This is a genomic window from Saccharopolyspora gregorii, assembly GCF_024734405.1.
GTDB lineage: Bacteria > Actinomycetota > Actinomycetes > Mycobacteriales > Pseudonocardiaceae > Saccharopolyspora_C > Saccharopolyspora_C gregorii.
Genome location: NZ_CP059556.1, coordinates 4,290,965 through 4,316,985, shown reverse-complemented (window position 1 = coordinate 4,316,985; position 26,021 = coordinate 4,290,965). Strand labels below are relative to the sequence as shown.

General features: G+C 71.4%; 18 protein-coding genes. 9 read left to right on the top strand and 9 right to left on the bottom strand.

The window, feature by feature from the left end; genetic code table 11:
• The first annotated feature begins 309 nt into the window (after window positions 1–309).
• The gene (uvrA, locus tag H1226_RS18690; protein WP_224960134.1) at window positions 310–3,171 is read left to right on the top strand and encodes an excinuclease ABC subunit UvrA; all 2,862 of its coding nucleotides are present in this window, start codon (window positions 310–312) and stop codon (window positions 3,169–3,171) included.
• A 42-nt stretch (window positions 3,172–3,213) separates the two neighbouring features.
• Here uvrA and H1226_RS18685 read toward each other — a convergent pair whose 3' ends face one another.
• The 6 genes from H1226_RS18685 to H1226_RS18660 form a co-directional block, all read right to left on the bottom strand.
• Complete coding sequence (locus tag H1226_RS18685) at window positions 3,214–5,544, bottom strand: type 1 periplasmic-binding domain-containing protein (RefSeq protein ID WP_258341877.1); 2,331 nt, start codon at window positions 5,542–5,544, stop codon at window positions 3,214–3,216.
• A gap of 457 nt (window positions 5,545–6,001) precedes the next feature.
• On the bottom strand, window positions 6,002–7,156 hold the full coding sequence (locus H1226_RS18680) for a lactonase family protein (RefSeq protein WP_258341876.1): 1,155 nt from the start codon (window positions 7,154–7,156) through the stop codon (window positions 6,002–6,004).
• A 378-nt stretch (window positions 7,157–7,534) separates the two neighbouring features.
• Complete coding sequence (locus tag H1226_RS18675; RefSeq protein WP_258349450.1) at window positions 7,535–8,488, bottom strand: NADP-dependent oxidoreductase; 954 nt, start codon at window positions 8,486–8,488, stop codon at window positions 7,535–7,537.
• Between the two features lie 152 nt (window positions 8,489–8,640).
• Complete coding sequence (locus H1226_RS18670) at window positions 8,641–10,032, bottom strand: GntP family permease (protein WP_258341875.1); 1,392 nt, start codon at window positions 10,030–10,032, stop codon at window positions 8,641–8,643.
• A gap of 19 nt (window positions 10,033–10,051) precedes the next feature.
• Window positions 10,052–11,641 carry an N-acyl-D-amino-acid deacylase family protein gene (locus tag H1226_RS18665; protein ID WP_258341874.1) on the bottom strand — a complete coding sequence of 530 codons (1,590 nt, stop codon included), beginning with the start codon at window positions 11,639–11,641 and terminating at the stop codon, window positions 10,052–10,054.
• 16 nt (window positions 11,642–11,657) lie between these two features.
• The gene (locus H1226_RS18660; RefSeq protein WP_258341873.1) at window positions 11,658–12,956 is read right to left on the bottom strand and encodes an amino acid deaminase; all 1,299 of its coding nucleotides are present in this window, start codon (window positions 12,954–12,956) and stop codon (window positions 11,658–11,660) included.
• A 115-nt stretch (window positions 12,957–13,071) separates the two neighbouring features.
• Between H1226_RS18660 and H1226_RS18655 the strand changes: the two genes are divergently transcribed.
• Both H1226_RS18655 and H1226_RS18650 read left to right on the top strand, forming a co-directional pair.
• Entirely contained in the window at window positions 13,072–13,461 is a 390-nt protein-coding gene (locus H1226_RS18655; protein ID WP_258341872.1) for a RidA family protein, read from the top strand.
• 188 nt (window positions 13,462–13,649) lie between these two features.
• Window positions 13,650–14,180 carry a formaldehyde-activating enzyme gene (locus H1226_RS18650; protein WP_224960143.1) on the top strand — a complete coding sequence of 177 codons (531 nt, stop codon included), beginning with the start codon at window positions 13,650–13,652 and terminating at the stop codon, window positions 14,178–14,180.
• 6 nt (window positions 14,181–14,186) lie between these two features.
• Here H1226_RS18650 and H1226_RS18645 read toward each other — a convergent pair whose 3' ends face one another.
• Window positions 14,187–14,492 (bottom strand): DUF1844 domain-containing protein, encoded by a 306-nt coding sequence (locus H1226_RS18645; protein WP_224960157.1) that lies wholly within the window; start codon window positions 14,490–14,492, stop codon window positions 14,187–14,189.
• A 384-nt stretch (window positions 14,493–14,876) separates the two neighbouring features.
• Between H1226_RS18645 and infC the strand changes: the two genes are divergently transcribed.
• From infC to pheT, 6 genes are all read left to right on the top strand, one after another.
• On the top strand, window positions 14,877–15,416 hold the full coding sequence (gene infC / locus H1226_RS18640; RefSeq protein ID WP_184485502.1) for a translation initiation factor IF-3: 540 nt from the start codon (window positions 14,877–14,879) through the stop codon (window positions 15,414–15,416).
• 151 nt (window positions 15,417–15,567) lie between these two features.
• Window positions 15,568–15,762 carry a 50S ribosomal protein L35 gene (gene rpmI, locus H1226_RS18635; protein ID WP_224960145.1) on the top strand — a complete coding sequence of 65 codons (195 nt, stop codon included), beginning with the start codon at window positions 15,568–15,570 and terminating at the stop codon, window positions 15,760–15,762.
• A 94-nt stretch (window positions 15,763–15,856) separates the two neighbouring features.
• On the top strand, window positions 15,857–16,225 hold the full coding sequence (rplT, locus tag H1226_RS18630) for a 50S ribosomal protein L20 (protein WP_224960147.1): 369 nt from the start codon (window positions 15,857–15,859) through the stop codon (window positions 16,223–16,225).
• Window positions 16,225–17,061 (top strand): TrmH family RNA methyltransferase, encoded by an 837-nt coding sequence (locus H1226_RS18625; RefSeq protein ID WP_258349449.1) that lies wholly within the window; start codon window positions 16,225–16,227, stop codon window positions 17,059–17,061. Before rplT ends, H1226_RS18625 begins: the two co-directional genes overlap by 1 nt.
• A 232-nt stretch (window positions 17,062–17,293) precedes the next feature.
• Window positions 17,294–18,361, top strand: a complete 1,068-nt coding sequence (gene pheS, locus H1226_RS18620; protein ID WP_258341871.1) for a phenylalanine--tRNA ligase subunit alpha — start codon at window positions 17,294–17,296, stop codon at window positions 18,359–18,361.
• A 36-nt stretch (window positions 18,362–18,397) separates the two neighbouring features.
• On the top strand, window positions 18,398–20,890 hold the full coding sequence (gene pheT, locus H1226_RS18615; protein WP_258341870.1) for a phenylalanine--tRNA ligase subunit beta: 2,493 nt from the start codon (window positions 18,398–18,400) through the stop codon (window positions 20,888–20,890).
• An 84-nt stretch (window positions 20,891–20,974) separates the two neighbouring features.
• Here pheT and H1226_RS18610 read toward each other — a convergent pair whose 3' ends face one another.
• Together H1226_RS18610 and H1226_RS18605 are read right to left on the bottom strand one after the other, a co-directional pair.
• The gene (locus H1226_RS18610; protein WP_258341869.1) at window positions 20,975–21,802 is read right to left on the bottom strand and encodes a hypothetical protein; all 828 of its coding nucleotides are present in this window, start codon (window positions 21,800–21,802) and stop codon (window positions 20,975–20,977) included.
• On the bottom strand, window positions 21,799–25,821 hold the full coding sequence (locus H1226_RS18605; RefSeq protein WP_258341868.1) for an AAA domain-containing protein: 4,023 nt from the start codon (window positions 25,819–25,821) through the stop codon (window positions 21,799–21,801). The genes H1226_RS18610 and H1226_RS18605 overlap by 4 nt, the downstream gene beginning before the upstream one ends.
• Window positions 25,822–26,021: the final 200 nt, after the last annotated feature.

Below are 26,021 nucleotides of genomic sequence, written 5' to 3'. Positions count from 1 at the left end.
CGCCGCTGCGCGTTGCACCCCTGAGCAGGGCGTGACCAGGGGCGACGCGGAACTGTCGGGGGTGCGGCATAGCATGGCCGCGCGACGTCCGAACACCGCTGAGCGCGGCCGCGCCGATACCCTCGGTGCTGCGCCCGCGCCCGAATCACGCCGGGCCGACCAGGGGCTCCACCCCGCACGGGCACGACGACCCGGCGCTGCGGTGGGGAACCCCGTCCGAGTCGCCCGCGGGCCTGCGGTGACCGATGCCGTGGCCCGGTGCCGGCGGGCGCGTCCACCGAACCGGCGAGAACTTCCGAAAGGATCACAGTGGCCGACCGCCTCGTCGTCCGCGGCGCCCGCGAGCACAACCTGCGCGGGATCGACATCGACCTGCCGCGCGACAGCCTGATCGTGTTCACCGGTCTGTCCGGCTCCGGAAAGTCCAGCCTGGCCTTCGACACCATCTTCGCCGAGGGCCAGCGCCGCTACGTGGAGTCGCTGTCGGCGTACGCGCGGCAGTTCCTGGGGCAGATGGACAAGCCCGACGTGGACTTCATCGAAGGCTTGTCCCCGGCGGTGTCCATCGACCAGAAGTCGACCAGCCGCAACCCGCGCTCCACGGTGGGCACCATCACCGAGGTCTACGACTACCTGCGGCTGCTGTACGCCCGCGCGGGCAAACCGCACTGCCCGACCTGCGGCGAACCGATCAGCAAGCAGACCCCGCAGCAGATCGTCGACCAGGTGCTGGCGATGCCGGAGCGCACCAAGTTCCAGGTGCTGGCGCCGGTCATCCGCGGCCGCAAGGGCGAGTACGTCGACCTCTTCGAGCAGCTGCAGTCGCAGGGCTACGCCCGGGCGAGGGTGGACGGCGAGGTGTACCAGCTGGAGTCCCCGCCGAAGCTGAAGAAGCAGGAGAAGCACGACATCGCCGTCGTGGTCGACCGGCTCACCGTCAAGGCGAACGCGAAGCAGCGGCTCACCGACTCGGTGGAGACCGCGCTGCGGCTCGCCGACGGGCTGGTGCTGCTGGAGTTCGTCGACGTCGACGAGGACTCCCCGGAGCGGGAGCGGAAGTTCTCCGAGAACCTGGCCTGCCCGAACGGCCACCCGCTGGGCGTGGACGAGCTGGAGCCGCGCTCGTTCTCGTTCAACTCCCCGTACGGCGCCTGCACCGAGTGCGCCGGTCTCGGCATCCGCAAGGAGGTCGACCCGGAACTCGTGGTGCCCGACGAGGAGCTGTCCCTCGGCGAGGGCGCCATCGCGCCGTGGGCCGGCGGGCACACCGCCGAGTACTTCACCCGGCTGCTCACCTCGCTGTCCGAATCGGTCGGGTTCCGGATGGACACCCCGTGGAACCGGTTGCCCACCAAGGTGAAGAAGGCGGTGCTGCACGGCACCGACGACCAGGTGCACGTGCGGTACAAGAACCGCTACGGGCGGCAGCGCTCCTACTACGCCTCCTACGAGGGCGTCATCCCGTTTTTGGAGCGGCGCCTGGAGCAGACCGAGTCGGACTACGCCCGCGAGAAGTACGAGGGCTACATGCGGGACGTGCCGTGCCCCGCGTGCGACGGGACCCGGCTGAAGCCGGAGATCCTCGCGGTCACCATGGAGAACCCGGCGCACGGCGAGCTGTCCATCGCCGAGGTGAGCGCGCTGAGCGTGCGCGAGTGCGCGTCGTTCCTGAACTCGCTGGTGCTGGGCCACCGCGAGGAGATGATCGCGGGCCGGGTGCTCAAGGAGGTGCAGGCCCGGCTCGGATTCCTGCTCGACGTGGGCTTGGACTACCTGTCGCTGTCCCGCGCGGCGGGCACCCTCTCCGGCGGTGAGGCGCAGCGCATCCGGCTCGCCACCCAGATCGGTTCCGGCCTGGTCGGCGTGCTGTACGTGCTGGACGAGCCGTCGATCGGCCTGCACCAGCGGGACAACCACCGGCTGCTGGAGACGCTGAGCAGGCTGCGGGACCTGGGCAACACGCTCATCGTCGTCGAGCACGACGAGGACACCGTGCGCAGCGCCGACTGGGTGGTCGACATCGGCCCCGGCGCGGGCGAGCACGGCGGGAAGGTCGTGCACAGCGGCCCGTACAAGGAGCTGCTGGACAACGAGTCCTCGCTGACCGGCGACTACCTGGCCCGGCGCAAGGCCATCCCGATGCCCGCGGCGCGGCGCAAGCGCGACCCGAAGCGGCAGCTGACCGTGGTCGGCGCCCGCGAGCACAACCTCCGCAAGATCGACGTGTCGTTCCCGCTGGGCTGCCTGGTCTCGGTCACCGGCGTGTCCGGTTCCGGGAAGTCCACGCTGGTCAACGACATCCTCGCCTCGGTGCTGGCGAACAAGCTCAACGGCGCGCGGCAGGTGCCGGGCAGGCACACCCGGATCAAGGGCGTGGACCTGGTGGACAAGCTCGTGCAGGTCGACCAGTCCGCGATCGGCCGCACCCCGCGGTCCAACCCGGCCACCTACACCGGCGTGTTCGACCGCATCCGCAAGCTGTTCGCCGAGACCACCGAGGCGAAGGTCCGCGGCTACCAGCCGGGCCGGTTCTCGTTCAACGTCAAGGGCGGGCGCTGCGAGGCGTGCGCGGGCGACGGCACGCTGAAGATCGAGATGAACTTCCTGCCGGACGTGTACGTGCCGTGCGAGGTGTGCAAGGGCGCCCGCTACAACCGCGAGACCCTGGAAGTGCACTACAAGGGCAAGTCGATCGCCGAGGTGCTGGACCTGCCGATCGAGCAGGCCGCCGAGTTCTTCGAGCCGATCAAGTCGATCCACCGCTACCTGAGCACCCTGGTGGACGTCGGGCTCGGCTACGTGCGGCTCGGCCAGCCGGCGCCGACCCTGTCCGGCGGCGAGGCGCAGCGGGTGAAGCTGGCCAGCGAGCTGCAGAAGCGCTCCACCGGCCAGACCGTCTACATCCTCGACGAGCCGACGACGGGCCTGCACTTCGAGGACATCCGCAAGCTGCTCGGCGTGGTCAACGGCCTGGTGGACAAGGGCAACACGGTGATCGTCATCGAGCACAACCTGGACGTCATCAAGGCCTCCGACTGGCTGCTCGACCTCGGCCCCGAGGGCGGTTCCGGCGGCGGCACCCTCGTCGCCCAGGGGACTCCGGAGCAGGTCGCCGAAGTCGAGGAGAGCTACACGGGCCGCTTCCTGGCCCCGATCCTCGCGGAGGGGTGAGCGGACCCGTGCCACCCGGCCTCGAACCGGGTGGCACGGGACTCAGCCGCCGAGCCAGGTGCACCCGGCGGGCCTGTTGTCGTTGGCCTGGTGGTCACCGCACACCAGCAGCGTCCTGCTCCGCCCGGCGGAGTCGATGTGCTCGATCGTGATCGCCTTGTTCACCGGCACCTGGCGCTTCGACGGATCGGACCCGGTGGGGTCGTACACGATCGCGCCGGTGGTCGCGCGCGACATGCCCCCGACGTGCGACAGCTCGTTCCACGTGGTGATCCCGGTCAGCGGCAGCGGATCGTCCTTGAACTGGTTGATGGCGGTGCTCAGGAGGTCTATCGCGTCCCGGGCCAGCGCGGAACGTCCCTGGTCTGCGTCGTCGTCCGCACGTTCCGCGTGCGGGAGCTTGTTGAACGACACGTAGTCGAGCTGCGGGCGAGGAGCATCGGGGTTGGACACCCGCCGGTTGAGCACGTACTTGGTGACGTCGTCGCCCGCGATCAGCCGCGCGGGGTTGCCGGGGTCGCACCTGTCCCGGGTCAGCAGTTCGTTGAGCTGTTCGGAGCGGCCCGCGAAGAACACCACCGAGTCCCGTCCGCACGCGAATTCCAGTTCCGCCAGATCGTCGGTCGTGTCGGCGGCGATGCCGCGGTTCGCGGTGAGCTCGTGGTGCAGGTCCTCGGCGAGGTTCACGCTGTAGTCGTCGCCGGGATCCTTGAAGATGATCACCCGGCGCGGACGTGCCTCGACGTGGTGCTGGAGGTATTCACCGACGACCCGGGCCTGGTCGCGGTTCGGTGGCGCGATCTGGAAGTAGAGCTTGCTCGACTTCCACATGTGGTCCTCGGAGGTGGTGATCCCGATGCTCGGCAGCCCGTGCCTGCCGAGCACGGAGATCGCTTCCTTGGTGGTCTTCCGGCTGCCGCCGAGACCGACGACGCCGACGACGGGTGACGTCGCCTCCCGGGCCGTCCCGGACCGGGTCGATTCGCCCCGCGCGGCGATGTTCTCCGCTTCGGCGGCGCGGGCGAGCTCTCCGATCCGCTCCGCGACCTCGGCGCCGTGGCGCATCTCCTCGCCACCGTTGGCGATGACGACCCGCATCGGGAGCCGGGCCAGGCGCGACCGGTTCTGGGCGTCGACGACTCCGCGCAGTTCCTCCAACGCTGCCGCCAGCGTCGTCGAATCGGAATTCGAGGTGGTCAGGACGCTGAAGTAGACGATGGTCGGGTAGGGGAGCTCGGGCTCGTTGCGGTGCCGTTCCTCGGCCGCGGCGTTGAGTTCGCGGACCCTGTCCTGCAATCCGAGCAGTTCCTCGCGGGTCTTGTCGTCCGCGTTCTCCGGCGGGGAGAACATGTATCCGGCCGACACGCCCACGCACTCCCCCCGCGCGCCGCCGAATCCGTCCGGGTCGATTCGGCTGAGGCCGGGCTCCGTCCACGGCAGCAGGGTGCGGCAGTGCGCGTTCCACTCGTGCAGGTACCAGGTTCCGGCCCCGAGCACCACGACACCCGCGATCGCCACGGGCACGAAGCGGAGGATCCGGGCGCGGGTGGTCCGGATCGGGAACTGGCCGCGCGGGAACGCGGGGCGCGGTTCCACATCGGTCGGTGGGTCCTCCACCCGGATCGGCAGGTACCAGGCGGTGGGGGAGCGCTTGCGCCTGGCCTCCTGCAGCCGGTGCTGCCAGCCCTGCACCGTGAGCGGTTCGGCCGGTGGGTCGTCGTGCGGCAGCTCCTCGGTCCCGCTGGCCACGACCAGCAGCGGGTCCCAAGCTCCGGTCTCGTTGCGCACGTCGTTGATCAGCCGGATGAGCAGTTCTCCGGTGGTGCCCGGTGTGACGCCCTGCAGGAGCAGCACCGGGTAGTTGTCGCGCCGCATCCAGCGCCACCGCCACACCCGGCGCGCGTAGGCGTCGGCGAGGTCTTCCAGCAGCGCGTGCACCAGGAACTTGCGCACCTGGAGGGCGTTCTCGTGCACCGACGGGGTGGTCAGCAGCCGTTGCGCGAAGCTCGCGAAGTCCGCCGATTCGCGCGGCGAGAGGTAGTGCTGGCGCAGGAACCACCGTGCGGGCCTGCGCAACACCACACCGCGCTGGATCACGGGCGGCAGGAGGTAGAACAGCACCAGCGACGGCAACGCCAGGTACCAGGGCAGGGCGAGCGGTTCGACGCGGGTGGCGGCCGCGTCGAACCGCGAACCCGCTCCGTCGGGCTCCGCGCTACGGCTCTTGAGCCGGAGCAGCCGGCTGCGCGCGTAGGTCCGCAGCAGGGCGCGGGCCTGCCGGTTCGGCACCTCGTCCGGCTCGGGCGGTTCCAGCTCGTGCTGCAGCAGGTAGCTCGCCAGGGCGTAGCGGTGGAAGCGGATCCCCCCTGCCAACGCCGCGAGTCGTGCCCGCCGAGGCCGAGCGCGACCTTGTCCAGGAGCTGTTCCCGCATCAGCACCGAGCGGTCCAGGTCGTTCTCCGGCAGCGGCTGGTCCGCGCTGATCAGCACGTGCGGCACCCCGCTGCCGAGGTGACCGCCGAGCTGGGCGGTCAGGTCGTCCGGCCGGTCCGGCCGGACCAGGTGGAACATCGGCTGGTCGCCGACCGCGGTGAGCAGGCGGGGGCGCCGCCACCGCGACCCGATGACCGAGCGCAACTCCTTGACCGGGATGGTGCTGTTCTCGCTCATCGCGAACCCCCTCGATGCCGCCGAAGCGAACCACTCAGAGTAGCGATCTCACCTGTCCGGGGGGAGGTGTGCGCCGCGCGGATGCGGGTTCTCGCCACTCAGCCCGCGCGGCTTCGCTCGTTCGGCCGCATCCGTGGACCGATCCGGCGTCCACCGACCGGTCAGGGCGCGAACGCGAGCACCACCGCCGAGGCGAAGGCGCCGGACTCCTCGGCGGGGGAGAGCAGGCCGGTCCCGGGGTCGCGGGGCAGCCGGGTGATGGTGCCGGAGTGCTGGTTCACCACGTGCAGCGCCGCACCGTCGGGGGCGAACGCGAAGTGCCGCGGCCACTGCCCGCCGGTGGGGGTGCTGCCGACGCGCTCCAGCCCGTCCTCCCGCACCGCGAACACGGCGATCGCGTCGTCGCCCCGGTTGGAGGCGTACACGTGCGCGCCGTCGCCGGTGATGGCGATCTCGGCGGGGAAGTTCTCCCCGGCCGCGCCTTCGTCGCGGGTGCCGATGACCTGCCCGGCGGTGAAGGCGGCGCCGTCCCAGTCGAGCACCGTGATCGTCGAGGCGAGCTCGGCGAGCAGGTAGGCGCGGTTCCCGTCCGGGTGCCAGGCGAGGTGGCGCGGCCCGGTCCCGGTGGGCAGGTCGAGGCGTTGCCGCTGCGCGAGCTTCCCGCCCTCCAGCGCGTACACGAACACCGCGTCCGCACCGAGGTCCACGGCGACCACCAGCTCGTCGTCCGGCGCGACGAGCACCTGGTGGGCGTGCGGTTCGGCGGCGTCGTGGCGCACCAGGTCGGTGGCGTCGCCGATGCGCCCGTCCGCGTCGAGCGGGTGCACCGAGACGGTGCCGTCGGTGTAGTTCGCCGCGAGCAGGTGCCCCGCCGGGTGCACGGCGAGGTGCGTCGGCCCGGCGCCGCCGGTGGGGGTGCTGCCGAGCACGGCGGGCGCGGCCGGGTCGGTGATGTCGAGCGCGGTGACCGAGCCCTGCTCCAGCTCGTTGGTGGTGTAGAGGACGCGGCCGTCGGCGGAGGTGGCGAAGAACGAGGCGTCCGGCACGCCGTCGACGGCGGTGGTGGCGGTGAGCTTCCCGGTGGCGGCGTCGAAGGCGGCGACCTCGAAGCCGCGCCCGCCGGTGGAGCTCATGCTGCCGACGTAAGCGGTGGTGGTGGCGGCTCCGGGCGTCGCGCGGGCACCGGCGGCGGGCAGCAGCGGCAGCGCGCTCACACCGGCGAGCAAGCCCAGGAAGCCGCGGCGGCGCAGGGCGCGCGCGGGCAGGGAATTCGCGGGCAAGGAGTTCGGCTGCTGGGCGTGGTCAGGTCCGGACACGGTGCTCTCCTCGATCGGGTGCATCGGCGCCCATCTCACCCCATGCCTCGACAATGGACTAGACCACAATGGCCCAATCGTCCCCGGGCCTTTCAACTCGGCGTGCTCGCTGCGGGATCGCGAGGACAGCGCGGCGAGGAGATCACTGACTGCCCGTCTTTGACCCCCCGGCAGATCGTGTCAGTTTCTTGTCAGCGGCGAAGCCGCTGAACTGCCGACCACCAGAGCAAGCCGACCACCCGCGGGTTCTCAGCGGCGTCCTCGCGAGGACAGCGTTTTCTCATGTGGCGGAGCCACCTGTGAAAACGATCCCGCAGCGAGGGCGCCGCTGAGGTTCCGCTTCCCGCCGTGCCTCGCAGCAGCGGAAGGGGCAGCAGTTCAGGACTCGACGTGTAGTACTTGTTTGCCGTGCACGTGCCCCTGCTCGCCGCGGCGGTGCGCCTCGGCGGCCTCGGCCAGCGGCAGCACCTCGTCGATCCGGGTGCGCACCGTTCCGTCGTCGATGAGCCCGGCGATGGTGCTCAGCGCGGGCCCGTCCGGTTCCACCAGGTAGCCGGTGGCGCGCACCCCGCGCTCCCGGGCGAGGTCGAGCAGCTCCGGCGCTACCCCGGACGGCACCGCGATCAGCAGCCCGCCCGGCTTGAGCACGTCCAGCGAGCGGGTGCTGGTCCGGTCGATCCCGTCGCCGACGAGGTCCAGCACCACGTCGATCTCGCCGGTCTCCTCCTCGAACCGCGCGGCGCGGTAGTCGATCACCTCGGCGGCGCCGAGCTCCCGCACCCAGTCCTGCTTGGCGGCGCTCGCCGTGCCGATCACGTGCGCGCCCGCGTGCGCGGCGAACTGCACGGCGAAGTGCCCGACCCCGCCGGACGCGGCGTGCACCAGCACCCGCTGCCCGCGGGTGACCCCGGCCAGGTCCACGAGGCTCTGCCAGGCCGTGAGCGCGGCCAGCGGCACCCCGGCCGAGTGGTCGTGGTCCAGGCCCACCGGCTTGCGGGTGAACTGCCGCGCGGGCGCGGTCACGTACTCGGCGTAGGCCCCGGCCCGGCGCGGGAACCACGGCATGCCGTAGACCTCGTCACCGACCTCCAGCGTGTGCACGCCGAAGCCGATCTCCTCGACGACGCCGGAGACGTCCCAGCCGAGCACGAACGGCGGTTCGCCGAGCACTCCGGCCATCCCGCCGCCCTCGCGGGTCTTCCAGTCCACCGGGTTGACCCCGGCGGACACGACGCGCACCAGCACCTCGGTGGGCAGCGGCGCGGGCCGGGGTGCGGTGGTCTCGTGCAGCACCTCCGGTCCGCCGAACCGGTCCTGGCTGATGGCGCGCATGGTCTTGTCGCTCATGGTCCCTTTCCCGTCGTGTCCGGTCGCCGCCGAAGCTATCCGCCGAGGGGTACGCACCCGCAAGGTCTTCTGCTACCCGGCGGGAAGCATCGAGGTGGCGGCCCCGGGATACCCGGGCCGCCACCGATCGACACCGGCTACACGACCAGACTCAGCAGCGCCGCCATCGCGAACCCGGTGACGGACAGGATCGTCTCCAGCACCGTCCAGGTCTTGAGCGTGTCCTTCGTCGAGATCCCGAAGTACCGGGAGATGATCCAGAACCCCGCGTCGTTGACGTGCGAGGCGATGATCGAACCGGCGGCGATGGCCACGGCGATCAGCGCCAGCTGCGGCTGCGAGTACCCGAGCCCGGCCACCAGCGGCGCCACGATCCCGCCGGTGGTCACGATCGCCACGGTCGCCGAGCCCTGCGCGATCCGCAGCCCGGAGCTGATCACGTAGGCCGAGGCGATCAGCGGCAGCCCGGACGCCTCCAGGGTGCCGGCGAGCGCTTCGCCGACACCGGTCTCGGCGAGCACCTTGCCGAAGAACCCGCCCGCGCCGACGACCAGCAGGATCATGCCCAGCGGCCGCAGCGCGGTCGAGGTCAGCGTCGCCAGGTCCGGCCCGGTCAGCCCGCGCTTGGTGCCCAGCAGCCAGAACGCGATCAGCACCGCGATGGTCAGCGCCACCACCGGGTTGCCCAGGAACGTCAGCACGTCCAGCGCCGCCCCGGGCGGCAGCGTGATGCTGGCGAACGTCCCGCCGAGGATCAGCAGCATCGGCAACCCGATGACCAGCGCGACCACGCCGAGCTTCGGCTCGTCGCCGGGAGCGGAGCCGAGTTCCGCGGGCGGCGCGGTGTCCGGCACGTCCACGTGCAGCCGCTTGCCGATCCAGGCGGGGAACAGCACACCGGAGACGACGAACGCGGGGATCCCGCACGCCAGCCCCATCAGGATGACCCAGCCGAGGTCCACGCCGAGCAGCCCGGCGGCCACCACCGGCCCGGGGTGCGGCGGCAGGAACGCGTGCGTCATGGACAGGCCGGCGACCAGCGGCAGGCAGTACAGCAGGATCGACCGCCCGCCTTGGCGCGCCGCGCTGTAGACGAGCGGTGCGAGCACGAAGATGCCGATGTCGAAGAACACCGGGATGCCGAACAGCAGCCCGGACAGCCCCATCGCCAGCGGCGCCCGGTTCTCCCCGAACGCGGCCAGCAGCCTGCGGGTGAGCAGCTGCGCGCCACCGGAGGCCTCCAGCACGGCGCCGAGCACGGCACCGAGCCCGACGATGGCGGTGATGTGCCCGAGGATGCTGCCGAAACCGCTCTCCAGCAGGGATTCGCTGCTCTTCTGCGCGGAACCGACGAGGTCGGTGACGGGCACTCCGGCGACGAGCGCCAGCAGCAGCCCGGTGATGATCAAGGCGATGAACGGTTCCACCCGGAACCGGATGATCATCAGCAGCAGGGCGGCGATCCCCGCCGCGCACAACGTGAGCAGACCCGCGGTGTCGTGCTGCAACCAGTGCACTAAACCATCCACAGTGGACTCCCTTGTGGTGTCAAGGTGTGCGGCGCACCGCACGGCCGGGCAGCGCGCCGGTGCGCCGCCCGGAGTCGAGGACCGGCACCCCGTTGACCAGCACCCGGTGCACGCCCGTCGCGGTGCTGCGCGGCCGGTCGAAGGTGGCGGTGTCGGCGATGGTGTCCGGGTCGAACAGCACCAGGTCGGCGATCGCGCCTTCCCGGACGCGGCCGCGGTCCGGCAGCCGGAGCCGGTCGGCGGGACGCGAGGTGAGGTGCTGGACGCACTCCTCCAGGCTCAGCACGCCCAGCTCCCGCACGTAGTGCCCCAGGTAGCGCGGGAACGTCCCCCACGCGCGCGGGTGCGGCCGGTCGCCGACGAGCAGCCCGTCGCTGCCGCCGGTGTGCGCGGGGTGGCGCATGATCGCGCGGACGTTCTCCTCGTGGCCGACGTGCATCAGGCAGGAGGTGCCGAGCCGCTCCGAGAGCAGCACCTCGAAGAACACCTCGCCGGGCGTCGTGCCGGTCCGCCGCGCCGATTCGGCGATGCTGAGCCCGACCAGGTGCCCGTTGCGCTCGGCGTCGCGCACCCCGTTGATCTCGATGGCGGACCAGTCGATCGGCACCCCGTGGCAGCCGTCGGAGCCGCTGACCTCCATGTCGTGCCGGATCCGCACCCGCAGCTCGGGGTCGCGCAGCCGCTCCAGCGTGGCCTCCACGCCGCCTTCGGCGACCCAGCTCGGCAGCAGCGCGTGCAGCGAGGTCGCGCCCGGCAGGTACGGGTAGCTGTCCAGCGTGATGTCCGCGCCCGCGTGCAGCGCCGAATCCACCAGCCCCAGCAGGTCCCCGGCCCGCCCCCGGTTGACCTCGAAGTTCATCGTCGCGTGCGCCAGGTGCAGCGGGCAGCCGGACGCCCGGCTCACCTCGATCATCTCCGCGTAGGCGGTGAGCGCGCCCGCCCCGTAGCTGCGGTGGTGCGGGCTGTGGAACCCGCCGTGCGCGGCCACCACCCGGCACAGCTCGGTGAGCTCGGCCTCCGAGGCGTACATGCCCGGCGTGTAGGTCAGCCCGGAGGACATCCCCACCGCGCCCTCGTCCAGCGACTCCGCCAGCACCCGCCGCATCCGGTCCAGCTCGGCCCCGGTGGCGGGCCGGTCGTCGTGGCCGACGCACAGCATCCGCAGCGTCCCGTGCGGCACCAGGTAGGCGGCGTTGACGGCGATCCCGGCGTCGAGCCGGTCCAGGTACTCGCCGACGCCGCGCCAGTTCCAGTCGAACCCGGGCGGATCGTCGTTCCACCCGGCGATCTGGGCGCGCACCGCGGCCAGCGTCGCGTCGTCGACCGGCGCGTAGGACAACCCGTCCTGGCCGAGCACTTCCAGCGTGACCCCTTGCGAGACCTTCGCCAGGTGGTCCGGTTCGGCGAGGATCTGCAGGTCGGAGTGCGAGTGCATGTCGATGAAGCCCGGCGCGAGCACCAGCCCGTCCGCGTCGACGACCTCCCGCCCGCCGAGCGTCCCGGGAGCGGCGATCTCGGTGATCCGCTCGCCCGCCACCGCCACGTCGGCGCGGTAGCGGGGCGCCCCGCTGCCGTCGACGACCGTCGCGCCCTCGAAGACCCCGTCCATCCCGACCTCCGCAGGCTCAGAAGAAGGTGTGCACCAGATCGACCACGCTGTCCCCGTCCACCACCGGGATTAACCGCCACTTGTCGAAGACCGTGCACGGGTGCGACAACCCGAACCCCACCCAGTCGCCGATCCGCGGCCCGTCCTCGGGGACGCGCAGGAACGCGTGCTGGTCGGCGAGCGAGGTGACCGCGCACCCGGTCAGCTCCCGCACGACCCCGTCCGCGCCGCGCACCACCTGCGGTTCGGGCAGGTCCTGGTCGAACGACACGTCCCGGCGGCCCACCGTGGCCAGCGCCAGCCCGGGCTCGGGCCGGGAGGTGACCTGCGCCCAGACCCGCATCGCGGGCCGGAACGGCGACTCGTCCCCGGCGAGCCGGTGCGCCCGGCCGAAGGGGGAGTTGCGGCGGTACAGCCCGTCGTCGTGCGTCAGGTAGGCGCCGCTGCGCAGGACCGGCAGCACCCGGGCGCTGGTGGGCCACGGCGCCGCGAGGGATTCGGCGACCTGGTCGAAGTAGGCGCTGCCGCCGCCGGAGACGATGATCTCCGCGGTCTCGAACAGCCCGGCGCGCTCGACCTCGCCGACGAGCTCCCGCAGCCGGGCCAGGTAGTCGTCCACGGTGGCCAGGGCGTCGTCCCCGGTGCCGTGCGCGGCGGCGCCCTCGTACCCGGCGACCCCGGCCAGCCGCAGCCGCGGGCTCGCCGCGACGGCCCGCGCCACCTCGACGCCCCGCTCGACCGACCGCACCCCGGTCCGGGCGCCCGCCCAGCCGAGCTCGACCAGCACGTCCAGCGGACGCTCGCCGGTCCAGGAGGCCGCCATCAGCTCCACCCCGGCCACCGAATCGGCCCAGCAGCTGAACTCGAACTCCGGGTCCCGGTCCAGCTCGCCGCTCAGCCATCGCAGCCCGTCCGGGTCCAGCAGCTGGTTCGCCAGCAGCACCCGCCGCACCCCGAACGCCCGGTACACCCGCAGCTGCGCGACGTTCGCCGCGGTGATGCCCCAGGCGCCGTGCTGGAGCTGGCGCTGGAACAGCCGCGGCGCCATCGTCGTCTTCCCGTGCGGGGCGAGCAGCACCCCGTGCCGCTCGCACCACCGGGCCATCGTCGAGAGGTTGTGCTCCAGCGCGGCCTCGTCCAGCACCAGCACCGGGCCGGTGAACCCCGAGCCGGACAGCGTCGGCCGGGTCGCCAGGAACTCCGCCGCGGTGCTGCCGGACGCCCCGCTCGGCAGGCCCTTGTACCGCCAGTCGAGCACGTCCTGCCGCAGGGCGGACACGGCCTGGTCGTCGATGCCGGGAGTGGTCGGGGACAAAGCGCCTCCAGTGCGACGAGCGCGAAGTGATCGGGAGATGATAAGCCCACCGGAGGCGCGGTGGTCCAGACGAATTCCGCGCCGCCCGCCAGACCGCCCGAGCGCAGGAGGAACCATGCCCAGGCAGATCATCACCAGCGACGCCGCACCCACCCCGCCGCCGCACATCCCGCTGTCCCCGGGCGTGCGCAAGGGCAACATCGTGCAGGTCTCCGGGCAGACCCCGGTCGACCCGGCCACCGGGGAGATCGTCGCCGGTGGCGTGCCGGAGCAGACCGAGCGCGCGCTGCGCAACGTCATCGCCGTGCTGGAGGCCGCGGGCGCCGGCCTGGAGGACGTGATCATGCTGCGCGTCTACCTGACCGACGTCTCCCAGTTCGCCGAGATGAACGAGACCTACGCCCGGGTCGTCGGCGAGCCCTACCCGGCCCGCACCACCGTCTACGTCGGCCTGCCGCCGGGGCTGCTCGTCGAGATCGACGCGCTCGCCGTCCTCGGGGACTGACCGGGCGGGTTGCTCCGTTCCGGGGACCAGCCGGGCTGAAGGCCGCGCGGGCCTTCCGGAAGCCGGTCGCGGCCGGACGACCGCTCACCGCACCCGGCCTTGACAACCGGGTGCGGTGCTCGGAGGGTGTCGATCAGTCACCCGGTCCGTCCGGCCCTGGCCGGCGCGGTTGGTCAAGGAGGGCGTGCATGACCACGTTCGGCGACCTGGACGGCCGGCTCGCGCAGGGCTGGGGCGGGCGGAAACCCAACGGCTGCCGGGTGATCGTGGTGCTGGCCCGCCGCGGTGGCACCACCGCCGCCGGATTGCTCACCACGCTCACGGTCCCCACCGAGCGGCTCGCGCCGATCCTGGTCTCGGTGGGCGACGCCCCGCACGCCTGCGTGGCAGTGCAACCGCCGACGCTGCTGGTCGGGCACGAGGTGGCCGCCTCCGGCCGGACCGCGGCGCTGATCCTCGGCGCCTGCCAGGTCGGCACCGCGCAGGGCGTGCTGGACTCGGTGGCTGAAGGTCTGCTGGAACCCGACCAGGAGACGATGGTGTTCGTCTCGCTGTGGCTGGACCACGACGCCGACGACGAGACCGCGGTCCGCTACTCCGCTCGGGAAGCCGTCGGCGAGGCCGTCCGCGACGCGGTCACCGGGCACACCAAGGAGCAGGTGCGCGGCCTGGTCGACGATCGGGACCGGCTCACCCACCCCTACTACGGGGGGAGCTGACCGGGGTCAGTGCACCGGGCCGGTGTACTTCTCGCCGGGCCCCTGGCCGGGCGCGTCGGGCACGGCGCTGGCCTCGCGGAACGCGCGCTGCAGGCTCTGCAGGCCGTCCCGGATCGGCGCGGCGTGCAGGCCCAGGTACTCGACGGAGGCGGTGACCAGGCCGGCCAGCGCGGTGATCAGCCGCCGCGCCTCGTCCAGGTCGCGGCTCGGTGCGGTGTCCGGATCCTCGTCGCCCAGGCCGAGCTTCTCGGCGGCGGAGGACATCAGCATCACCGCGGCGCGGCTGATGACCTCGACGCTGGGAACATCCACGAGCTCGCGGACGTTGGTGCCGAAGTCCGCCTCGGCGGGCGAGCTCGATCCCGAGCCCTGGTCCGGAGTGCTTTCGGGGGGCGGGGTCGGCTGCGCTTCGTTCACGACTGGTACCCTGACATGAGCGACCAGCCCCCGCGCAGTCGGGGGCGGCAAAGTGGAGCCCCGCTCCCACCCGTGCAGCCGACTCTCAGGCCGCCGGGTCCGGTCCCACCGGCGGTACGCCGGTGGTGCGAGCGGTATTGCGGTACCGGTTCGATCGGTAGGAGTAGGGTCTCGCGGTTCCGGTGCATCCGGAATTCCCGCGGGACTACTGCACGTCCAGGGGCGAGCTTCACGCGCCGAGGCTGCAGAAAGACCGAAGCATCGAACCGAGGAGGCCCCATCAGCACGGAGACGCGCATCAACGACCGCATCCGCGTGCCCGAAGTCCGCTTGGTCGGACCGAACGGCGAACAGGTCGGCATCGTCCGCATCGAGGACGCGCTCCGCCTGGCGCAGGAAGCGGATCTGGACCTTGTCGAGGTCGCCCCGCAGGCGCGCCCGCCGGTCTGCAAGCTCATGGACTACGGCAAGTTCAAGTACGAGAGTGCGCAGAAGGCTCGCGAATCGCGCCGCAACCAGCAGCAGACCGTCATCAAGGAGCAGAAGCTCCGGCCGAAGATCGACCCGCACGACTACGAGACGAAGAAGGGTCACGTCACCCGCTTCCTCGGCCAGGGTCACAAGGTCAAGGTGACGATCATGTTCCGCGGTCGTGAGCAGTCGCGTCCCGAGCTGGGCTTTCGTCTGTTGCAGCGGCTGGCCGACGACGTCGCCGAACTGGGGTTCATCGAGGCCAACCCGAAGCAGGACGGCCGGAACATGATCATGGTCCTGGCGCCGCACAAGACGAACAAGACCAAGCCGAAGGCGACCGCGTAAGGCCACCGGACGCATCGGGTGCCGCCCCGGCCGATCGAGCCGGGGCCCCGCCGATGCCTGGTCGGTTGCCGGCGCCGGTCGGGTGCAAGGGCCGATCAGGTCCGCCGTGGAGCCCGCTCCGCGGCGGACCCCGTATGAGAAGGATTGAGAGATGCCGAAGAACAAGACCCACAGCGGGACCGCGAAGCGCTTCCGGGTCACCGGCAGTGGCAAGCTCCGCCGCGAGCAGGCGGGTCGTCGCCACATCCTGGAGAAGAAGTCCAGCCGGGTGACCCGTCGCCTGGAGGGCACCGAGGCCGTCGCCAAGAACGACGTCAAGCGCATCAACAAGCTCCTGGGCCGCTGAGCCCGGCGCCGCGCAACGCGGCGCTCAGGCTCTCCAGCGCTCCCAGCCCCCCAGGGCGGTCCGCCGCCCCCGATGAGATCGACAGGACGGACCCGTGGCACGCGTCAAGCGGGCAGTGAACGCCCAGAAGAAGCGCCGCAGCATTCTCGAGCAGGCCAGCGGTTACCGCGGCCAGCGCTCCCGGCTGTACCGCAAGGCCAAGGAGCAGACGCTCCACTCGAACGTCTACGCCTACCGCGACCGGCGCGCCCGCAAGGGTGAGTTCCGGAAGCTGTGGATCACCCGCATCAACGCGGCGACCCGGCAGAACGGCCTCTCCTACAACCGCTTCGTGCAGGGCCTGAAGGCCGCCGACGTCGAGGTGGACCGGAAGATCATGGCGGACCTCGCGGTCCGCGACCCGCAGGCCTTCGCCGCGCTGGTGGACGTCGCCAAGAAGCACCTGCCGGAAGGTGCGGCCTGATCACCGAGGGCACGCACGAGCAGCAACGGCCCGGGACACCTCCGCTGACGGAGCGATCGTCCCGGGTCGTTGTCGCGCGCAAGCTCACCCGCCGCGCCGGCCGGGACCGGGCGGGCGCCTTCCTCGCGGAGGGCGCGCAGGCGGTCGGCGAGGCGCTCAACGCGCACGCCGCGGGCCGGGCCGAGGTGCGCGCGCTGTTCGCCACCGAGGAACAGGCGGCGAAGCTGCCCGAGGTCGACGTCCCGCTGCACGTGGTGACCGACCGGGCCGCGGCCTCGCTGTCGGAGACCGTCACCCCGCAAGGGCTGGTCGCGCAGTGCGCGCTGCCCACCACGACACCCGCCGAGGCGCTGGCCGAGCGGCCGCCGCTGGTGGCGGTGCTGCTGGGCATCTCCGACCCGGGCAACGCGGGGACGGTGGTGCGGGTCGCCGACGCCGCGGGCGCGGGGGCGGTGCTGTTCGCGGGCGACACCGTGGACCCGTACAACGGCAAGGCGGTGCGCGCGTCCACGGGCAGCGTGTTCCACCTGCCGGTGGCGCGGGACCGGGACGCGCCTGCGGTGCTCGCGGCCTGCCGCGCCGCGGGCCTGCGCCTGGTCGGCGCCGACGGGTACGCCGAGGGCGACCTGGACACGGCGTCGGTGGCCGGGGAACTGGCGGCTCCGACGGCGTGGGTGTTCGGCAGCGAGGCCCACGGCCTGCCGCCGGAGGTCCTCGCCGAACTGGACGCGACGCTGCGGGTGCCGATCTACGGCGGTGCGGAGAGCCTGAACCTGGCCACCGCCGCCGCGGTCTGCCTGTACGCCTCCGCGCGGGCCCAGCGGCACCGCGGGTAGTCGACTCTCGCGCGGGTGAACACGCCCAGGAACGCGGCTGCGCGAAAAGCGCTCGACCGGGTCGCTTAGACTCGAACGGCTGCGGCACGCATCCGCAGGTCACCCAGCAGGTGCAGGCCCATCGGGAGCCCGGTGGGCGGGCCGGACGAAATGGTCATGCCGGGCGGGTCACGCCGTGCTTGTCACGCCTGACAAGTGTCGCCTGACGAATGACGGGAGTCATGCAGTAACGATGTCTGGAGCCAACGACTCGTACGACCCCAAGGAGGTCGCCGCGCTCGCGCCGGAGACGCTCGACCGCGCCGTCGTCGAAGCCCGCAAGGGGTTCGAGGAGGCCGCGGACCTCGACGAGCTGGCCGCCGCGAAGCCCGCGCACCTGGGGGAGCGTTCGCCGCTGCTGACGGCCCGCCGGGAGATCGGCGCGCTGCCGCCGAAGGCCAGGTCCGAAGCGGGCAAGCGCGTCAACGAGGCCCGGCAGGCGATTCAGGGCGCGTTCGACGAGCGCCGCGCTGTGCTGCAGGCCGAGCGCGACGAGAAGGTCCTGCGCGAGGAATCCGTGGACGTCACCCTGCCCTCGGGCCGGGTCCCCGCGGGTGCCCGGCACCCGATCACCCAGCTCACCGAGCACGTCAGCGACGTGTTCGTCGCGATGGGCTGGGAGGTCGCCGACGGCCCCGAGCTGGAAGCCGAGTGGTTCAACTTCGACGCGTTGAACTTCGGCAAGGACCACCCGGCGCGCACCATGCAGGACACGTTCCACGTGGGCCCGGAGGACTCGGGGCTGGTGCTGCGCACGCACACCTCGCCGGTGCAGATCCGGTCGATGCTGAGCCGCGAGCTGCCGGTGTACCTGGTGTGCCCGGGCCGCACGTTCCGCACCGACGAGCTCGACGCCACCCACACCCCGGTGTTCCACCAGGTCGAGGGCCTGGCGGTGGACGAGGGCCTGACGATGGCGCACCTGAAGGGCACGCTGGACGCGTTCGCCCGCGCCATGTTCGGCCCGGAGTCGGCGACGCGGCTGCGCCCGAGCTTCTTCCCGTTCACCGAGCCCTCCGCGGAGCTGGACGTGTGGTTCCCGCAGAAGAAGGGCGGCGCGGGCTGGGTCGAGTGGGGCGGCTGCGGCATGGTCGACCCGAACGTGCTGCGCGCCTGCGGCATCGACCCGACCAAGCACACCGGGTTCGCGTTCGGCATGGGCCTGGAGCGCACCCTGCAGTTCCGCAACGGCATTCCCGACATGCGCGACATGACCGAGGGCGACGTGCGGTTCACCGAACCGTTCGGCATCGACTCCTGATCACCGTCCCGCTGCGAGAGAGAAGGACCTGAGCAAGTGCGGATTCCGGTTTCCTGGCTGGCCGAGCACCTGGAGCTGCCCGCGGACACCACCGCCGACACGCTGGCGGAGGCCTTCGTCCGGATCGGGCTGGAGGTCGAGGAGGTCGCCCACCTGTCGCAGGTGAGCGGCCCGCTGGTGGTCGGCCGCGTGGCCGAGATCGAAGAGCTGACCGGCTTCAAGAAGCCCATCCGGTTCTGCCGGGTGGAGGTCGGCGACGACGAGGACGGCGAGCGGCGCACCCAGGGCATCGTGTGCGGCGCGACGAACTTCACCGAGGGCAACCTCGTGGTCGTGGCCATGCCTGGCACGGTCCTGCCCGGCGGGTTCGAGATCGCGTCCCGCAAGACCTACGGGCGCGTCAGCGACGGCATGATCTGCTCGGCCAAGGAGCTGGGCATCGGCGAGGACCACGACGGCATCCTGGTGCTGCCTGCGGGTGTCGCCGACCCGGGCGCGGACGCCACCGAGCTGGTGGGCCTGGACGATGCGGTGATCGAGCTGTCGATCACGCCGGACCGGGGTTACTGCTTCTCGGTGCGCGGTCTGGCCCGCGAGCTGTCCAACGCGCTGGAGGTCCCGTTCGGCGACCCGGCCTCGATGCCGGTGCCGGAGGACGAACGGGAGTCCCGCGCGGTCCGCATCGAGGACGAACAGGCGTGCTCCCGGTTCGTGTTCCGCCGGGTGACCGGCGTGGACCCGACGGCGCCGACGCCGTGGTGGATGCGGCGCAGGCTGGCGCTGGCCGGGATCCGCTCGATCTCGCTGTCGGTGGACGTCACGAACTACGTGATGCTGGAGCTGGGCCAGCCGCTGCACGCGTGGGACGCCTCGAAGCTCACCGGTGACGTGGTGGTCCGCCGCGCCGCCGAGGGCGAGGAGCTGACCACGCTCGACGACGTGCGGCGCGAGCTGGACCCGGACGACGTCGTGATCTGCGACGAGTCCGGTCCGGTGAGCCTCGCCGGCGTGATGGGCGGGGCCAGCACCGAGATCGGTCCCGAGACCCACGACGTGCTGCTGGAAGCGGCGAACTGGGACCCGGCGAGCATCGCCCGCACCATCCGCAGGCACAAGCTGCCCAGCGAGGCGGGCAAGCGCTTCGAGCGCACCGTGGACCCGGCGGTCGCCCCGGTGGCCGCCGAGCTGGCCGCGCAGCTGCTGGTGCGCTACGGCGAGGGCCGCATCGCGCAGGGCCGCACCGACGTGGGGGCGCCGCTGGCGCCGCCCGCGGTGACGATGCCGCTGGCGCTGCCGGACAAGATCGCGGGCGTGCTCTACGAGCGCGGTGTCACCGCGCGCCGGTTGTCGCAGATCGGCTGCCGCATCGAGGTCGGCACCTCCGACGAGGGCGTCGGCCTGGTCACCGCGCACCCGCCGACGTGGCGGCCCGACCTGAAGCAGCCCGCCGACCTGGTGGAGGAGGTGCTGCGGCTGGAGGGCTACCACACGATCCCGTCGGTGCTGCCCGCCGCGCCTCCCGGCCGGGGGCTCACGCCCGAGCAGCGCCGCCGCCGCGCGGTGTCCCGGGCGCTGGCCGCCGACGGCCACGTCGAGGTGCTGCCGTTCCCGTTCACCAGCGACGAGGAGCTCGGCAAGCTCGGCATCGCCGAGGACGACCCGCGCCGCCGCGCGCTGTCGCTGCTGAACGCGCTGGAGTCCGACCGCTCCGAACTGGCGACGACGTTGCTGCCGGGGCTGCTGGATTCGTTGCAGCGCAACGTGTCCCGCGGTCGCCGCGACCTGGCGCTGTTCCACATCGGACAGGTCGTGCTGCCCGCCGAGCAGCCCCCGGCGCTGCCGGAGGTCGGGGTGGACCGGCGCCCGGCGGACGAGCAGATCGCCGCGCTGAACGCCGCCCTGCCCGCGCAGCCGGTGCACGCCGCCGTCGTGCTCGCCGGCAAGCGGGAGCGCCAGGGCTGGTGGGGCCCGGGTCGCGAGGCCGGCTGGGCCGACGCCGTGGAGGCCGCGCGCACGGTGGCGCGGGCCGCCGGGGTGGAGCTGACGGTGACCGCGGGCGATCTCGCACCGTGGCACCCGGGCCGCTGCGCCGAGCTCAAGGTCGGCGAGACCGTGGTCGGCCACGCCGGTGAACTGCACCCGAAGGTCGTCGATGCGCTCGGCCTGCCGAAGCGGACCTGCGCGATGGAGATCGACCTGGACGCGCTGCCGCTGCCGGACTCGCGTCCGGCGCCGTCGATCTCGGCCTACCCGCCGGTGCTGCTGGACGTGGCGCTGGTCGTGGACCGGGCGGTGCCCGCGGCGGAACTCGTCGAGGTGGTGCGCTCCGGCGGCGGTGAGCTGCTGGAGGACGTGCGGCTGTTCGACGTCTACTCCGGTGAGCAGCTGGCCGAGGGCAAGAAGTCCCTCGCGCTGGCGCTGCGGTTCCGCGCCGCGGACCGCACGCTCAAGCAGGAGGAGGCCACCGAGGCCCGCGACGTGGCCGTGCGGGCCGCCGAATCCCGCTTCGGAGCGGCGCTGCGCGCCTGACATCGCGAGGCGTCCGGTTTCCGGTGTCTGAAGCGAAACGAACAATGAACCGGGGAGCCGCACCAGCGGCTCCCCGGCCTCGTTTCAAGCCGTCGTGCGGGCCTGGTCGCCGGTCGCTGCGGCGAGGTCGTTGAGTGCGGCGACCACGACCTGCCACGCGATGTGCACGGTGTCGTGCTCGGGTGAGTACGAATTCGCCCACTGCTTCTTGGGATGCACCAGGTTGCGGTGACCGCGCAGCACGTGCGCGTACTCGGTGACGTCCTTGGCGATCCAGCCGCGCTCCTCGGCCAGGTCGATCAACTTCTCCAAGCGGTCCGTGCCCTGTCCCTCGTGCTTGTTCTTCGCCACGTCGTAGAGCACGCCCTCCAGCACGCTGCCCAGCATGATGATCGCGGCGGTCGGAGCGCCCTCGGTCCAGCACAGGTACGCCTCGTCCAGCCTGCTCTGCAGCTGACGTCCGAATTCGGCGTCGTGGACGATGTCGGCGATGCTCGCCGTCAGTTCGAGCGGGGTCGTCTTCGACGGCCGGGTCATCGACGGCTCGTGCTCGACGAGCCGAGGCCGACCGCGCAGGTAGTCGACCTGGTAGCCCTCGACGGCGAGCAGCTCGTTGAGCTGCCGGACGACTTCGGTGCGCGCCTCGTCCTCCCCGATGTACTCCCGGGGGTCGGCCAGCCGGAGCAGGACCCGCTCCATCCGCTCGGAATCGTGCTGGTGCTTCTGCAGCTGCTCCAGCGTCCAGTCCTTGCGGTATCCGTCGAGTTCACCGGCGTCCGGCCAACCGGCGGCCTTGAAGAACTTCTCGATCTCGAATCCGCGCCGGTAGTACGGGGAGACGTCGTCGCCGCAGATCAGTGCGGCGATTCCCGCAAGTACGTTGTCGTCGAGTTCGATCACGTGGTCGCTCATTCCTGCTCCGATTCGTCGAGCGCGTCGATGTCGTCGGTCTGCACCGGCGTCCACTCGACGCCACGGGCGGTTTCGCCGTGGAAGCCGGGTTGGATGTTCTTGTTGTGCAGCGCTTCCAGGACCGGGGCCAGTTCTCGTTTCCTGGAGAGTTCGAACTCGCTCTCGCGGACGCGAATGGTCGTCCACTTCATCCGGGCGAGCTCGCGATCGCGTTCGGCGTCGTTGCGCTCGTTGTCCAAGCCGGCGTGCCAGTAGTGGCCGTCGCACTCCACTGCGACCCGTCCGCCCTCACCGACGACCACCAGGTCGAGGCGCCGGGATCCGACGGGGTATTGCGGCACCACGTGGTAGCCGCGTTGTTTGAGCTCGCGGAACACGCGCTGCTCGAACATCGAGTCGAAGCCTTCGGCGGGGCGGTTTTCGGGAACGTCGGCCAACTCGGGCGAGGCGCCGAACACCGGCGGTGGATCTTGCATGTAGTCCAGCAGCGAGTAGCGGAGGTCGTTCGACTTGAACTGGTCCAGCGGGAGCGAGGTGAACAGCCACATCTGGTCCTTGGCCCGGCTGGCCGCCACGTTGAACGCCTGCCGGTAGGACTCGCCGCCGGTCAACCTCGGAGGCTCGGCGACGACCATGGAGAGGAAGACGACGTGGCGTTCGTCGCCCTGGAAGTCCGGCGCGGTGCCCACCCGGATCTTGCGCTCCTCGCGGTCTTCGGGGGAGATGTGCTTGCTGATCAGGTTCTCCAGCAGCTGCACGTGGCGCTTGGCGCTGCGCAGCACGACGATCCCGAAGGTCTTGCCGTCGTAGCTCGGGTCGCGCAGGCATTTCGCCAGCGTCTCGACGATGTCGGTGGCTTCCTTCTCGTTGCACAACCGCGCGTCCCGGCCCTCGTTGAATGCGTCCTCGACGAGCGTCACCCTGAGGGGTTCGAGCTGATCACCGGTGCGTTCGCGCAGCGGCACCAGGCCGGATCCGCCGCTGCCGTCCTGGTAGAACTGGCGCGAACTCCAATTGATGATCTCCGGGACGCACCGGAAGTGCTCGCGCAGCCGCACCAGCCCGTCCTTACCGGAGCGCGCGGACAGCACCTCGTAGAGGTGCGATTTCGGCGTGAAGATCCGGCGGATGTCCTCGTCGAGCTCGGCGAGGTGGTTCTCGGCTGCGTCGAAGACGCGGTCCAGCTTGCCCATCTGCCCGATGCCGGGGGTGCACTGCTTCTCGTCCCCGACGACGATCACGCGCGGTGCCATCCACAGCAGGTACAGGTGCTCGATGCCGACCTGGCTGGCTTCGTCCACGATGACGACGTCGAAGCGATTGCGGATCGGTTCGATGTTCTCCAGCAGATTGGGCAGCGGTACGACCCACGCCGGAACCGCGCCTTGCGCCTTGTCCATGGCCTGCCGCGCGGCCCGGCGGAATTCCTTGGTCTTCTTCCCGGTGCCCGCCCCGATCTTGTTGATGTGCGCTTGGTACGCGTGCAGTGCCCGGCTGTGGTCGTCGGACATGCGGTCCAGGCACTGCCCGGTCGCTTCGGCCGCCGCGAGTTGTTCGGTGACCTGGCGGAGCCGTTCTTCGACCCGCTCGTACTCGGTGAGCAGTTCCCGCTCGTGTTCCGCGGTGCGGTGGCGCTGCACGAAGCGGCGAGCCCGGGACCACGCCCACGCGGCTCGGACGTCGCGTTCCTGCCAGACCGGATCGGTGCGCGTGTCCTGCCACAGCCGCACCAGTTCCGGGTGCACCTGGGTCATCGTGCGCAGCAGGCTTTCCCGGTGCTGCTGTTCCCGATGTTGCGCACGTGCCGCGTCCAGCGCCCGGAGCCCCGCGGTGAACGCGGCCACGTCACGGTCGTCCACGGCGATGCGCAGCGGTTCCAGTTCGGGGCAGGCCGACAGCTGGTGGGTCATGTTCCGCACCAGCTCGTGCAGCTGGATGACGCTATCGCGAGCGCGTTCCCACGCGCGCTGCTGCTCGGCGGCGGGGATGGCGCGGAGTACCTCGGTGAAGTTCGGCACCGTTGAGAGGTCCACCGCGACGCGTTCGGCGGCGAGTATCGCGGCGATCTGCCGGCGAAGCTCGCCCACTTCGGTGACGGCGTCCAGCGCAGTGGCGTTGTCCGCGAGCTCCGAGAGAGTTCGCTTGACCTCACCGGTGTGAACGGTCACGCCGACCTGGCGCCACTTGGCCACGAGCTGGGCCGCGGCGGTTTCGGCTTCGATGACTTCCAGCACCGCCGCCAGCTCGTCGGCGTTGCGCGGGGCCCGACCGTCCACCCGGACCACGTCGAGCAGTTCCCGCGCGTCCTTCTGCGGCGCTCGAGGGAGGAATCGCCGCAGTGAACCACCCGCGCGCAGATGTTCGAGCAGGGCTTGGCCGCTGCGCAACCAGCCGCGAGCCGTCCCCAGGTTGTCCGGGTCGATCGTGGGTTTGTCCACCTGCAATCCGGGGTTGTGCGAGTGCAGCTGCCGTTGCAGGCGCGCGGGTTCCTCGCGCACCGACAGGAGATCGGCCCACAAACCTTGGTGGCGATCGGCGAACCGGTCGGCCAATGCTTGCAAGACCCATTCCTGCCCGGCGGGCGGTTGCTCCGATCCGTACCGCGCCAGGATCGGTTCCGCCCGCTGTCCGAGGTCGCGCAGACGTGTGAGCTGGGGTTCGGGCAGACCGGCGAGCGCCTGCGCGGTGTGGCCGACCGTTCGGCCCGCTTGCTGCTGAGCCTGCTGCTCGGCGCGCACCAGGTCCGCGAGTTGTTGCGCGGTAGGAAGTTCCGCGGCGTCGGGAATCTGCTGGTCGAGGCGGTCGGGCTGGTCGTCGCGTTGCGCCAGCAGCCGGGTGAGTTCGGACAGTTCCGCCGGGGGCAGTGGCGGGACGTCGTGCGCGGTGTCCGGCACCGGAGGAATCCAGTCGTGCTTCGGTGCGCCCGCCACCACCTCGCGCACGATGTCCGCCAGCGTGCCGCGGTACCGGTCTTCGCGGTAACCGGGTACGACGGCGGAGTGCTGGTCGAGTTCCACCGTCCGGGCACGGCGTACTTCGATGTTGAGCCGGTTCCCTGCGACGAGCAGTTCCTTGCGCTCTTTGTCGAGAGCTTCGGTGCGACGCTTCAGACTCGGCCGGTCGTTGAGCGCCACCGCTTGCGCGAGGGCGTCGAGGCTTTGCCGCACTTCGACGGCCGCGTCCTTGCTGCCGCCGGTCAGCAGCACGCACAGCTTCCGCAACTCGTCCGGGATCTTGTCCCGGAGGACGCGCAGCGCTTGGTCTTTCTGGCTCGTCACCAGAACTCGTTGTCCGCGGGCGAGCAGCGCGGAGATCAGGTTGGCGATGGTGTGCGTCTTGCCGGTGCCGGGCGGGCCTTGCACGACGACACCGGTCTCGGAGCGCAGCAGTTCGATCACCCGGCTCTGCTCCGCGTTGGCGGGCAACGGGAACAGCGGGTCGGCGCCGAGCAGATCACCGCTGGCCGCGCCTTGGGAACTGAGCCAGTCCGCGCGCTGTTCGCGTTCGGTGTCGACGACCAGCTGCGCCAGCCCCACCGGAACCGGGCAGTCCGGCGCGCGCAGCATTTCCGCGATCCGCCGGTAGGCCTCCGCCAGCAGCACCTTGTTCCTGGGGCGCAGGATCACGGCGGCGGAGACGCTGAACGTCGGGGCGTCCGGTAGCTCGGAGCGGACGTCGGAGGTGCTTTCCTGCCATGAGGTGTCCAGCGCCAGGCCGAGCCAGTTGCGCAGGTGACCGATCGACCGTTCGGACAGCGGCGAAGTCTCGGAACCGAGGATCCGCTCCTTCACCTCCCGCGCGCGTTCGGCTCGGTAATCCGGCTGTCCCTCGAAGAGTTCGCGATCTTCCAGCCGCTTCTTCCCCGGTAAGCGGGTGAGGCGCACCGTGGCGTCCTTGTCGAGGGACGGGACCAGTTGCTCGACGAGCAGGTGGCGGCGGATGTCCTGCTCGTCCGGAGTACGCCAGCGCACCAGCCCTGCGGCGAGCACCAGTTCGTACTCGTCGTCGTGCTGCTCCATGGTCTTCGCGATGCTTTCCAGTTCCCGGTAGAAGCTTCGGCGCGCTTCGTTCGGACGTTCTTTCGCGGCCCATTCCCGCCACTGCGTCAGCCAACGGCCGAATGAGTGCAGCTCGGCGTCGGTGCTCGCACCGCCGTCCGCCGGGGGCAGCAATGCTGGTTCTTCGCCGCTAGGGGACTGGCGGCGCTCTGGGCTGACTC